General features: G+C 43.9%; 13 protein-coding genes. 12 read left to right on the top strand and 1 reads right to left on the bottom strand.

The features are described 5' to 3' along the window. Positions 1–3 precede the first annotated feature (3 nt). The 8 genes from QUE24_RS08965 (at position 4) to fae (ending at position 7,220) form a co-directional block, all read left to right on the top strand. Entirely contained in the window at positions 4–180 is a 177-nt protein-coding gene (locus tag QUE24_RS08965) for a hypothetical protein (protein ID WP_286303511.1), read from the top strand. Next, positions 162–482, top strand: a complete 321-nt coding sequence (locus QUE24_RS08960) for a hypothetical protein (RefSeq protein ID WP_286303510.1) — start codon at positions 162–164, stop codon at positions 480–482. Before QUE24_RS08965 ends, QUE24_RS08960 begins: the two co-directional genes overlap by 19 nt. 92 nt (positions 483–574) lie before the next feature. Beyond that, entirely contained in the window at positions 575–2,497 is a 1,923-nt protein-coding gene (locus tag QUE24_RS08955; protein ID WP_286303509.1) for a transglycosylase SLT domain-containing protein, read from the top strand. Positions 2,498–2,513: 16 nt separating this feature from the next. Continuing rightward, the gene (locus QUE24_RS08950; protein ID WP_286306096.1) at positions 2,514–3,740 is read left to right on the top strand and encodes a multifunctional CCA addition/repair protein; all 1,227 of its coding nucleotides are present in this window, start codon (positions 2,514–2,516) and stop codon (positions 3,738–3,740) included. A 73-nt stretch (positions 3,741–3,813) separates the two neighbouring features. Continuing rightward, positions 3,814–4,797, top strand: a complete 984-nt coding sequence (gene mch, locus QUE24_RS08945) for a methenyltetrahydromethanopterin cyclohydrolase (RefSeq protein ID WP_286303508.1) — start codon at positions 3,814–3,816, stop codon at positions 4,795–4,797. A gap of 6 nt (positions 4,798–4,803) precedes the next feature. Further along, complete coding sequence (locus QUE24_RS08940; protein ID WP_286303507.1) at positions 4,804–5,718, top strand: ATP-grasp domain-containing protein; 915 nt, start codon at positions 4,804–4,806, stop codon at positions 5,716–5,718. After that, positions 5,708–6,598, top strand: a complete 891-nt coding sequence (locus QUE24_RS08935) for a triphosphoribosyl-dephospho-CoA synthase (RefSeq protein WP_286303506.1) — start codon at positions 5,708–5,710, stop codon at positions 6,596–6,598. Before QUE24_RS08940 ends, QUE24_RS08935 begins: the two co-directional genes overlap by 11 nt. Before the next feature lie 103 nt (positions 6,599–6,701). Continuing rightward, the gene (fae, locus tag QUE24_RS08930; protein WP_007143952.1) at positions 6,702–7,220 is read left to right on the top strand and encodes a formaldehyde-activating enzyme; all 519 of its coding nucleotides are present in this window, start codon (positions 6,702–6,704) and stop codon (positions 7,218–7,220) included. A gap of 26 nt (positions 7,221–7,246) precedes the next feature. On the opposite strand, the gene QUE24_RS08925 is transcribed toward fae, so the two are convergent. Next, positions 7,247–7,960, bottom strand: coding sequence for a HisA/HisF-related TIM barrel protein (locus tag QUE24_RS08925; RefSeq protein ID WP_286303505.1), 714 nt, complete (start codon positions 7,958–7,960; stop codon positions 7,247–7,249). A 22-nt stretch (positions 7,961–7,982) separates the two neighbouring features. On the opposite strand from QUE24_RS08925, the gene QUE24_RS08920 reads away from it, so the two are divergent. From QUE24_RS08920 to QUE24_RS08905, 4 genes are read left to right on the top strand one after another with little or no spacing between them, the layout of a single operon-like run. Beyond that, positions 7,983–8,948, top strand: coding sequence for an ATP-grasp domain-containing protein (locus QUE24_RS08920; protein ID WP_286303504.1), 966 nt, complete (start codon positions 7,983–7,985; stop codon positions 8,946–8,948). After that, positions 8,932–9,978: a hydantoinase/oxoprolinase family protein gene (locus QUE24_RS08915; protein ID WP_286303503.1), complete on the top strand. Its 1,047-nt coding sequence runs from the start codon at positions 8,932–8,934 to the stop codon at positions 9,976–9,978. Before QUE24_RS08920 ends, QUE24_RS08915 begins: the two co-directional genes overlap by 17 nt. 9 nt (positions 9,979–9,987) lie before the next feature. Then, positions 9,988–11,370, top strand: coding sequence for an aminodeoxychorismate synthase component I (gene pabB, locus QUE24_RS08910; protein ID WP_286306095.1), 1,383 nt, complete (start codon positions 9,988–9,990; stop codon positions 11,368–11,370). 1 nt (position 11,371) lies between these two features. Then, positions 11,372–11,956, top strand: coding sequence for an amino acid kinase family protein (locus QUE24_RS08905; RefSeq protein WP_286303502.1), 585 nt, complete (start codon positions 11,372–11,374; stop codon positions 11,954–11,956).

Genomic DNA, 11,956 nt, shown 5'->3' with positions numbered 1-11,956 from the left:
GATATGGAAAAACCTGCCCAAGCTCAATTCGTGCACTGCATGCTGATTCCACTGCAGAAACATTACCTACTGCTGCCAAACAGCACGATAACGGAAGTGCTTCCAAAAGCAACGATTAAACAAGCGGCCACGAAGATGACTCCTTGGTTAGAGTGGGTCGAATGGCAACAAAAAAATTAGCTGTTGTCGATCTTGAGACTTTACTCAAGCAAAATATAGAAACACTTTATCCTGCTAACAAACTGTGCATTATCGAAGGCATTAATGCTGATGCCGATATCGGGTATTATGCGATTCCTTGCACAGGTTCACCACAACTCATTACGCTAAACGCTTCGGCGCTTAAAATGACACACGACCAGAACAACTCTGATTATCTGTATTGCCAAATAAAAGTGGGTAATAAAGTGGCCTTTATTCCTAATCTTGATACGCTGGAAATCGCCATAAAGAACGCAAATTTATCAGCTAAAAACGATTGAAAATTTATCATCTATTTACGTCATCAATCACACTCATATTTTCTTTACAGATAGGCTGATTTTGTCTGCGTATATGGTTTAAGATAGGCCTCATGAACATTATCAAAACACTGCCGTTTTTCATTCTCTGTCTACTGATGAGCCCACTGGCTTATAGCGATAATGCTGTGCAACTAACTGAACAACGACATTTGTTCCAGCAAGCAAAAAAAGCGCTACAAGATAATCAAATATCACGCTATCAAATGCTACATAAACAACTTGATGGCTATCCACTACAAGGTTATTTACAGTATCTATATCTGAATGGACGCCTGAGTCAGGCCAGCAACGCTTCTGTCAGCGAGTTTTTAAAGAAAGAAGATGGCAGTTTCTATGCTGAACGTTTACGTATGTTTTGGCTAAATAAGTTAGCTCAACAAAATCGTTGGTCCGACTATTTGAGTTTTTACCAGCCTCCACAATCAGCAACAAGGCAGTGCTATTACCTGCAAGCATTACTAGCCTCGGGTCAGAAACAAAAAGCTTTTGAACTTACGCCTGAGTTATGGCTGGTCCCCCACTCACAAGAAAAAGCCTGTGATCCCGTATTCTCAGCTTGGGAAACGGCGGGTTTATTAAACAATGATTTACGCTATCAACGTATGATGCTGGCCTTGCGTGCCAATCAATTCTCTATGGCGACTTATCTAGCTAAATCAACCGCCAATCCAGTAGATAATCAGCAGTTGGTGAAGCAGTGGCAAGCGATACATAATAATCCCCTCTCTGTATTCAACGGGCTTGCCAAGAATAGCTCATTAAGCGCTGATACGGCCCTCAATCGTGAAATGATTATTCATGGTTTGCAACGACTAGCCAGACGTTCGCCGGAGCAAGCATTCACTAGCTGGTCAAACATTAAAACGCGCTACAATTTTAGCCAACAAGATACGATTGAAGCTAGAAAAGCGATTGGAAAATGGGCCGCACTTAACCGTGATAAAAAAGCTTTGCGTTACTTTGGTGATATTCCAGGTGGTGAATGGCAGGTGCGTGCCGCATTATGGCAAAAAGACTGGAAAGCCGCTGAAAAAGCTATCAAATTGATGAATATTGATGAGCTGGGTACAACACGCTGGCAGTATTGGTTAGGCAGAAGTCAGGAAGCACTAGGGAAAAAGCAAGCTGCTAATCAAACATTTTCAGCCATTTTAGGTAAGCGCGATTATTACTCTTTCTTGGCTTCTGATCATCTAACCCAGCCTTATAAAATGAATCACCGCCCTATACCGGTGACTCAACAAGACATGGCAGCGTTAAAAAAACAATCTGCAATCCAACGCTTACATGAGTTTTATATACAAGGTATGCACTTGGAAGCACGTCGAGAAGCTTACCACTTGAAACAAACGCGTCCGGATCGTGAACTTCAAATGATCGCGATGCTGACTCACGAATGGGGTTGGCATAATCAAACCATCGCCTTATTGGGTAAAGCCCAATATTGGGATGCTTTAGATTTACGTTTCCCTGTCGTTTATGATGATGCCATGCGTCAGGCCAGTAAAGCACAAGGTTTAGATCCGTCATGGTTACTAGCCATCGCTCGTCAGGAAAGTGCGTTCAACCCAGAAGCCCGCTCACATGCTGGTGCAATGGGACTAATGCAGCTGATGCCCGATACTGGTCGCCTGATTTCTAAACTGATTAATCGTCCATTAAAACAGCTTAACGAACTGTATCGTCCAGAGCGTAATATCGAACTAGGTAGTGCTTATTTACGTCGCATGTATGATGAGAATCAACAAAATCCTGTATTAGCCACTGCCGCCTATAATGCAGGACCACATCGTGTCAGTAAGTGGTTACCTGATAATTCACTTGATGCTGATATTTGGGCTGAAAATATTCCATTTAATGAAACCCGGCACTATGTCCAAACGGTCATGAGCTATGCAGCTATTTTTGATAGTCAACGTAACCAATCAATTAAACCGTTGTCAGAAAGAATGCCTAGAATAAAATCGGAGTAAGGTCGTTATCGACACGATAAAAACGTATCTTGTTGGCGGTTGTGTTAGAGACAAACTGCTCGGAAAACCTGTCAAGGATCGTGATTGGGTAGTCGTTGGTGCCTCAACCAACTATATGTTGGAAAATGGTTACAAACCAGTAGGGAAAGACTTTCCCGTGTTTCTTCATCCTAAGACGCAGGAAGAGTACGCACTTGCCAGAACTGAACGCAAATCAGGACATGGTTATCAGGGATTTACCGTCCATGCTTCGCCAGACGTCACCTTAGAAGATGATCTCGCACGTCGCGATTTAACCATCAATGCCATTGCCGAATCACTTGATGGTGAGCTTATCGATCCCTTCAACGGCATTCGCGATCTTGAACAAGGCATTCTCAGGCATGTATCACCTGCTTTTGTAGAAGATCCTGTTCGGGTACTACGTATCGCTCGTTTTGCAGCTCGCTTCAATTTCACTATTGCCGATGAAACTCAACAGCTAATCAAACAAATGGTAGCCAGTGGCGAACTTGAACACTTGGTGGCTGAACGGGTCTGGCAAGAGTTATCAAAAGCATTACAAACAGAACAACCTTCCGTATTTTTCACTAGCCTCAGACAGGTGAATGCGCTATCCACTTTATTCCCTGAAGTGGATCGTCTGTTTGGTGTGCCACAAATACCCAAATGGCACCCTGAAGTCGATACCGGCGTGCATGTGATGATGGTTATCGATCAGGCTGCAAAGTTAACCGAAGACCTGGCTGTCAGATTTTCTGCTTTATGCCACGATCTGGGTAAAGGTCTGACACCAAAAGATATATTGCCCAGTCATGCCGGTCATGAAGCGACAAGTATTAAGCTGACCCAACAATTATGCCAACGCTTGAGAGTACCAAAAGATATCAGTTCGCTTGCCGCAAAAGTGGCAGAGTTTCATACCGATGTTCACTTATTATTTGAGCTTGATGCCAGTCGGGTTTTAAAGGTGCTTGAAGGTTTGGATAGCTTTCGCCGTCCTCACCGATGTGAACAGTTTTTATTGGCAGGTGAAGCGGACTTTCGTGGTCGACCAGGGTATGAAACCGCTGATTATCCTGAAAAAGATGCCTTTTCGGCTTGTTATCAACACGCTGCCGCGGTCGACATCAAACCATTACTTGATCAAGGTTTAGCAGGCGAGCAAATCAAATCGGCAATTCGCCAACATAGACTCGATGCAATTGAGGGGGTCTTATCCCACTACCGAGCAGCGCCATGACCTTGCATAAGCCAGCCCTTCATCACGTATAATCTAATGAATCTTTTTTCGACTCTATCTATAGGACGTTACAATGAGCACAGACATTTCAGCCAAATGGACCAGTGTAAACGCTGCCTGCCAACCATTAGTGGATGCCTTAATTGATAATGCTGAAGCATTACAACTTGAAATCAGCACCTTAAGCAATGACACTCGGGTGGTTGATGCTGGCATTAACTGTAACGGCGGGCTGGAAGCCGGACGTCTTATTGGTGAAATTTGTATGGGTGGGCTGGGTACGGCCACCATGGGTACCAACAGTGGCTTTGCCAACTGGCCATGGTCAGTTAATGTCCATGCTAAGACCCCCGTTTTAAGTTGCCTCGGCAGTCAATATGCCGGATGGAGCTTATCTCATAAAAGCGAAGACAGTAAGTTCTTTGCTTTAGGCTCTGGCCCCGGTCGTGCGCTGGCAGCTAGAGAAGAAATTTTCAAAGAGTTTGGTTACAAAGACGAAGCTGAATCAACCGTCATTGTTCTGGAAGTAGATAGTTTCCCGCCAGTAGAAGTGGCTGAAAAAGTGGCCAATAACTGTGGTATTAAGCCTGAAAACCTCACGTTCATCTTGACGCCTACCTCGAGTCTGGCTGGTGTGATGCAAATTGCTATCCGTGTCCTGGAAGTCGCCATGCATAAAGCACACGAACTGCATTTCCCGTTAGAAAAAATTGTTGATGGTTATGGCTCAACGCCAGTCGCGCCTCCAGGTGGTGACTTTATGACTGCCATGGGCCGCACTAATGATGCAATTTTATTTGGTGGCCAAGTACATTTATTTGTTGATGCTACAGATGAAGAAGCGAAAGATCTGGCTGAAAAAATGCCTAGTAATACTTCATCAGACTATGGCCGTCCCTTTGCCGACATCTTTAAATCTTATGAATATGACTTTTTCAAAATTGATGGCATGTTGTTCAGTCCAGGTAAAGTGATTGTGACTAGCACAAAAACAGGTAAAAGCTTCACTGCTGGTGAGCTGAATCAGGAATTACTCAATCTTTCTTTCGGACTTTAAATCACTATGGCGTCAAACCGCCTTGTTATTTTTAACGATACCCACGGCTGGCACAGTGAACAATTAACACATTCACTGAGCCAGTTTGGTATCGAAGCAGTGTTAACAGACTTAGCGGCATGTCGAATCGATCTAGACTCCCCGACCGGTTTGTTTATTCCCGGCTTTGAGAATGAATTACCCGCCGCCGCTATGGTTCGAGGTATTGCGCCAGGATTTCTCGAACAAATCACCCTTCGCATGGATGTCCTGCATACCTTAGCTGAATTGGGAATTCCTGTTTTTAACCCAGCAACGGCTATCGAATACACGGTAGATAAAGCCAGAACATCATTACGCCTGAATCAGGCTGGATTGAGCACGCCAAGAACCTGGGCATGCGAAGACAGCAATATGGCCAAACAGATCATTACCCGAGAATTGAATATGGGTAATAAAATCGTGATGAAACCGTTATTCGGCTGCCAAGGTAAAGGTATCACCTTAATCGAAGAATTATCGCAATTCGAACAACTTCCTCCTGTTGGTGGTGCTTATTATCTGCAGGAATATATTGCACCAGAACTTGAAGGTATCTGGCAGGATTGGCGTCTATTGGTCATTGATAATGAAGTCTGCGCCGCCATGAGCCGACGCGCCAATAAATGGATAACCAATTTTGCTCAAGGAGCCAGCTGTTTTGCTACCACGGTCACCGAAGAGATGAGGCAATTAGCTGTCAAAGCGACGGCAGCAGTGAATGCAGACTATGCCGGTGTCGATCTGATCAGGGATAAAAATGGACACTTTACCGTGTTAGAAGTGAACAGTGTTCCAGCTTGGAAAGGACTCTATCAAGCTACCGGAACGGATGTGGCTATGCACCTGGCTAAAGCATTAGTCAAACGTATTGAACAAAAACAAGCGACCCATGCTCTCTGAGTCAGATTTAAAAGACGCTGTATTCTGGGCCTGTGAGCAAGAGGTCTCTGCCCCCAAACCCGGTAATGTTAATGTCATCAGTGATGGGCATAATATGGTGGTGGAAGATTTTATTAAAAGTGCTCACGCTATCGCCCCGGTTATGGCAAAACCTGATTTGACCGTAGGTGAACGTATTTTGCAATCGATTCAGGCAACCCGACGTGTTGTCAACTGCAATACCAACTTAGGTATTGTTTTACTGTTTGCACCACTGTGTCAGGCTGTTCAGTCGTGTGAAACCTTTGACGAACTTCCAGAACGTCTTCAAGTCGTACTCAATAATCTGACTGTAGATGATGCCATCGATTGCTACCAAGCCATTCGTTTAGCTGAAGCGGGTGGACTAGGTAAACAAGACCAACAGGATATCAGCGCAGTACCAACCATTACCTTGCTTGAAGCGATGGATTTAGCAAAAAATCGTGATCATATTGCACAGCAATATATCAATAATTTCAACACGCTATGGGATCTGAGTTTACCATCATTGACAAAAGCGATAAATTCTGGGGAAAGTGTTGAATGGGCAACGGCTTTCGCGTATCTTAAGTTGTTATCGAAGGCGTTGGATAGCTTGATATCCCGTAAGCAATCCACTGCGCTGGCAACCAAAGTCAGTGAGAGAGCAAAACAGTTTGTGATCCAAATAGAAGAAACGGGTACTGTAGAGACCCATTTTGATGCACTCACTCACTGGGATAAAGAATTAAAAGAGAAAGCAATTAATCCAGGGACATCGGCTGATCTTATTGCAGCCACCTTGTTGCTTTATAAATTTAAGCAATTGCTTTCTTTTAATGAATTTCAGTACCACGAAGCATTTAGCGGACGGCACTGAGCAGGTGATACGTTCCTTTATTACGTATAAACCCTTCCTTTCACAATAAGGAGGGAAAAAAATGAGCCTTTTTGACAATTTTTTTGGAACAGGAAAATATAACATGCCAGTTATCGATCGCGTACTTGTAGGTGAATCATTGGTCATCGAAGATGGTGACTTAGACAACGTTGCACACATTGACTTAATCATGGGTCCACGTGGTTCTGCAGCAGAAGATGCCTTCTGCCGTACTCTCACCGACCAGAAACAAGGGGTTAATGGCTTGTTGGCTGTTGTTGCGCCTAACTTAATGGTTAAGCCTGCAACTGTAATGTTCAACAAAGTCACCATCAAAAACATGAAACAAGCCGTTCAAATGTTCGGCCCAGCACAGCGTGGTGTTTCACTTGCTGTTGCTGAATGTGTTGAAGATGGCACTATCCCAGCTGGTGAAGCTGATGATTGCTTTATCTGCGTTGGCGTATTCATTTCTCCAACTGCTGATAGCGATGAAAAAATCCAAGATTGGAACTATCGCGCTACTAAAGAAGCTATCAAACGTGCTGTTGCTCGTGAGCCAAAAGCGGCTGACGTTGTTGCACAATACAAATCTAGCGAACACCCATTTGGTGCTAAGTAAGATTTAAGCTTACATACATCACTCTTCTACGGAAGAGTGATGTCCCTGCTTAATCGTTCTATATTCGAGCGACCTAATTTACCAGTGTGCAATGCACTGGCTACTAATACCCCTGTGGCACCTATTTGTGCTAACTGACTTAAATCAGCTTCATCACGTACTCCACCCGCAGCATACCATTTCACGCATTCTTGCTCTTTCATTAATGATTTGAGCCAGTCAAAGTCTGGTCCCTTATCTGTACCTACATTATCTAAGCTCATGGCTATACATGTTTGTGTCCAATAAGCTGGCTCTTTTACTATTTCTTCACTGCCCAAAATGGATCCAGACTTCTTGTCCAGAGACAAAATTGACTGTTGTCTGACATGCGGCGCTTTTAACAATTGCAGATCTGTCAGCGTTTCACTTCCAAGGACAAGACGTAATTGTGGCGACATCGGATAATATGAATACGCACTCATCTCAGTAATACCAGCATCAAGCCAGAGGCTCAGTTGTGGAAATGTGTCGATTAAATGTTGATATTGTTGAGGCGTATGTTGTTTTTGCTCAATGGCATCGAGATCGGCAATGTAGAGCTGTTTGAATGGGTACCACGCGAGTAAATCATCAATGACTTGTTCTAGCTTCACAGACTGAGTTAATAGTGACTTTAATGGCTGGTAGTTTGCTCTTTCGCCACCCCGTGCATGCACAACAATACCATCACGAATATCAATGACAGGTATAATATTCATAGTTCTTAATATGTCCGCTTAAATGACAATTTTTATATACGAACATCTTACCAGTGGTGCGTTATCAGAAACGGTTTTTTCCGCTGGTTTGATGCACGAAGGTGAATTAATGCTGGCAAGCATTTGTCAGGATTTACAGGCATATGATCATCACATCGCCATTATGCGAGATGAGCGGCTTCCAGCTTTACCTTTCTCAACAGAGCGTATAACCACCTACCCCATCCAAACTCAAAAGCAATTCAATCAGACTTGGTTACAATGCCAGCAACGCTATGACGTGTTTCTCATTATCGCACCCGAAACGGATTTAATATTGTTTGATTTAATACAAAGTCTCGAACAACAATCCAAAACCATCCTTAATTGCCGTACTGAAGCTATTCTTTTATGTACTGATAAATACCGAACATATCAGCAATTTAAAGCTCATCAGATAAAGACACCAGTCACCTTCACAGCCGATGAGTGGCTTTACAAAGATCACCATGATCACCATCAGTGGGTCTTAAAACCCATGGATGGTGCCGGCTGTGAGGACACGTATGTATACAACAGTATTGATGCCAGACATCAGCTTTTAACCTTAAACAAAGACCGGTTTATCGTTCAGCCATATATTTACGGTGACAGCCTAAGCTTGAGTCTGTTTATGACAGGTGAAAAGTCTCACTTACTATCCGTCAATATTCAGCATGTAAAAAAACATCAGCAACAGCTGCACTTAGACGCATTTGAAGCCCAACGATTTGATATGCTGTCCATTGAGAAAGCACAAGAAATCGCTGAACAGATTCGTATGGCAATCCCAGGGCTATGGGGCTTCGTTGGTGTTGATCTTATCAAAACTGACAACGTCATTTATGTAGTAGAAGTCAATCCGCGACTGACCACAACCTATGCAGAACCAGCCATGCGAAGCCAAACAAATCCTGCAAGATTATTGAATACACACATACAAGCACTCAACCATGACAACACAAACTAATATGGCATTTTGCGGCTGGGATATTGGTGGCGCACATCTTAAAGTGGCTTATGCTGATGCAACGGGAAATTTACTACATGTCTTTCAACTCCCCTGCGCCTTATGGAAAGGCATTGATGCCCTGAATGAAAGCATCAGATCTGCCCTTGCTCTATTACCCAAAGCTACGGCTGGTCATTACATTACCATGACAGGAGAACTCGTAGATGCCTTCCCTGATCGCCAAGAAGGAGTGAAAGCGATTGTCGAAACTATTGACGCTCACCTCAATAACAGTGACGTGCGTTTCTTTGCTGGTCAGGCAACTTGGCTAACAAAAAATCAAGCGATTGAGCAATGGCAGAATATTGCTTCAATGAACTGGCAAGCAAGTGCATTGCTTGCTGCTCAACATATTGAACAGGGGTTATTCATTGATATCGGCAGCACGACCTGCGATATCATTGGGATTGATCGTCACCAAGTTTCGGCAACAGCCACAACCGATTATGGACGACAATGCTCGGGCGAGCTGGTCTATACCGGTGCGATACGAACACCGTTAATAGCGATAAGTGATGCTGCCCCATTACACGGCAATCGGGTTTCCCTGGCTGCAGAATGGTTTGCCAGTAGTGCTGATATCTGGCTGATATTGAATCAACTCAATGAGAGCGATATTCAAGATAGTAGTACTGATGGCCAGCCATGGACTCAAACGCATAGCCAACAACGGTTAGCCAGAATGTTGGGCTCTGACGCCCGTGATGCCACCGACGCACAATGGCAGAATGTAGCCGCTTATTTTGCTGAGAAGCAAATGCAACAGATCCTTAATGGCTGCTATCAAGTATTAAGTCAATTTCCTGATTGGCAACCATCAAGTCCGATTATAGGTGCAGGAATTGGGCAATTCATCGTCGAGAAATGCGCATCACGACTCAATCGTCCTTATGTGGATTATGCTGCCTTCTGTCAGCATCATCCTGATGCTGCATCCTATGCTCCCGCTACGGCATTAGCGCTTCTTGCTGCACAGCAGTTATCGTAAAATAACATGATGAACTCTGAATACCCACGTTTAACCACTGAACTCCCTTATCTTGAAGATAGCGCTGAGCTTTTTTGCCGTATCCGTCACTTTCCTTGGCCAGTGATGCTGGATAGTGCCAATACTTCACCCGATATTGGCCGCTTTGACATTCTGGCTGCTGCCCCATTTATGACATTAGAAACGACTGATGGCACAACAGTGATCTCAGAGAGTCAGAATAAAAAAACGGTGACATCCGACCCCTTTCTACTGCTCAATGATCTTTTACAGCGCTACAAACAAGACACAACATCATTACCTTTTACCGGTGGTGCGATTGGCTACTTTGCTTATGATTTAGGTCGCTATCTGGAGACACTACCAGCAGTGGCTGAAGATGCTGAACAGATTCCAGACATGGCAGTGGGCATTTATGACTGGGCAGTCGTCGTTGATCACAAGTTGAAACGTAGCTGGCTGGTTAGTCATGGTCTTGATCCTCATACAGAGGATAGATGGTCAGACTTGCTCAAAACCTTGAACTCCTTAGCTGACAAGCAAGCAAGAGCATTCAATATCACCAGTCGATTAAAAAGTAACTTCGATACGACATCGTATAAGTCAGCTTTCAAAAAAATAAAAAACTACATTACTGAGGGCGATTGTTATCAGGTTAATCTGGCAAAGCGCTTTGAAGTTAATGCTGAAGGTGATTCATGGTTAGCCTATCAGGCTTTAAGAAAACAAAATTCAGCGCCCTTTTCAGCCTATTTTGATACGGGTACCGTCTCTGTATTAAGCTCTTCACCTGAACGCTTATTGCGTGTTGAGGGAACACAGGTAGAAACAAAACCTATCAAGGGAACAAGACCTCGCGATCGCCATAATCCTGAAAAAGATCGATTGCTTGCTGAGTCACTTCAAAACAGCCTAAAAGATCGTGCAGAGAACTTAATGATTGTCGACCTGCTAAGGAATGATATTGGTAAGGTTTGTGAACCGGGAAGTATTCAGGTCCCTCACCCTTTTGCATTGGAGAGCTTTGCCACTGTCCACCACCTCGTGAGCACGATTACAGGTACCTTGGCCAAGACAGAGTCAGCGGTGACTTTACTCAGAGCATGCTTCCCTGGCGGCTCTATAACTGGCGCGCCAAAATTACGAGCAATGGAAATTATAGAAGAGCTTGAACCCCAACGTCGCGGTGTCTACTGTGGAAGCATCGGCTATATTGGTTTTGATGGTAATATGGATACCAACATTACTATTCGCACCATGGTATTCAGTGATAATCGTCTAAGATTCTGGGCTGGAGGCGGAATTGTGGCAGACTCTGATGCAGATGAGGAATACCAAGAAGTGCACGATAAAGCAGCAGCAATGATTAACCTAATTCAATTTTTACAATAACATGCGAATTATTAAACTGGGTGGTAGTCTTTTTCATACGCCAGAACTTAAGCAATGGCTAACATTATTAAGTCGAGCCAGCGAATACGAAACCGTGATCATCGTACCTGGCGGTGGCCCTTTTGCTGATGAAGTTCGGCATGCTCAACGTTTACACCGCTTTAGTGATGCGACAGCACATCATATGGCCATCTTAGCCATGTCACAATTTGGTTTATTAATAAAAGATCTAGCACCGAATTGTCGCCCTTTCTACTACCCAGGTGAGCAACAGACAACGCTATTGAAAAATGGTTTATATATCTGGCTTCCCGATCATAGAGTATTGTCTGTAGCAGAGTTAAAACATAGCTGGAATATTACTTCAGATAGCATGGCCTTGTGGCTGAGTCAGTCACTCAAGGCGGATGAGCTCAGCATCATTAAACGCAGTACCGTTATTTCTAGTCAGATAAAATCTTTAATTAATCATAACGTCCTGGACAGTGGCTTTCTGCCCTTATTCCATCAACAGCCCATTATGACACGCCTGTTTCACTTTCAACAGCAAGCCTTGTTTCCCGACAAAGGTCTTGTACTGCAATGA

It is taken from the genome of Methylophaga marina (assembly GCF_030296755.1).
In the GTDB taxonomy this organism is placed as follows: Bacteria; Pseudomonadota; Gammaproteobacteria; order Nitrosococcales; family Methylophagaceae; genus Methylophaga; species Methylophaga marina.
The sequence above is the reverse complement of the archived record's forward strand: the minus strand, read 5'-3'. Positions and strand labels throughout refer to the sequence as shown.

Coding starts and splice junctions, on each gene's coding strand:
- QUE24_RS08940 (WP_286303507.1), top strand. CDS start 4,804: ATGGCGTCAAACCGCCTTGTTATTTTTAACGATACCCACGGCTGGCAC.
- mch (WP_286303508.1), top strand. CDS start 3,814: ATGAGCACAGACATTTCAGCCAAATGGACCAGTGTAAACGCTGCCTGC.
- QUE24_RS08920 (WP_286303504.1), top strand. CDS start 7,983: ATGACAATTTTTATATACGAACATCTTACCAGTGGTGCGTTATCAGAA.
- QUE24_RS08935 (WP_286303506.1), top strand. CDS start 5,708: ATGCTCTCTGAGTCAGATTTAAAAGACGCTGTATTCTGGGCCTGTGAG.
- QUE24_RS08960 (WP_286303510.1), top strand. CDS start 162: ATGGCAACAAAAAAATTAGCTGTTGTCGATCTTGAGACTTTACTCAAG.
- QUE24_RS08915 (WP_286303503.1), top strand. CDS start 8,932: ATGACAACACAAACTAATATGGCATTTTGCGGCTGGGATATTGGTGGC.
- fae (WP_007143952.1), top strand. CDS start 6,702: ATGCCAGTTATCGATCGCGTACTTGTAGGTGAATCATTGGTCATCGAA.
- QUE24_RS08905 (WP_286303502.1), top strand. CDS start 11,372: ATGCGAATTATTAAACTGGGTGGTAGTCTTTTTCATACGCCAGAACTT.
- QUE24_RS08925 (WP_286303505.1), bottom strand. CDS start 7,960: ATGAATATTATACCTGTCATTGATATTCGTGATGGTATTGTTGTGCAT.
- QUE24_RS08965 (WP_286303511.1), top strand. CDS start 4: ATGGAAAAACCTGCCCAAGCTCAATTCGTGCACTGCATGCTGATTCCA.
- pabB (WP_286306095.1), top strand. CDS start 9,988: ATGAACTCTGAATACCCACGTTTAACCACTGAACTCCCTTATCTTGAA.
- QUE24_RS08955 (WP_286303509.1), top strand. CDS start 575: ATGAACATTATCAAAACACTGCCGTTTTTCATTCTCTGTCTACTGATG.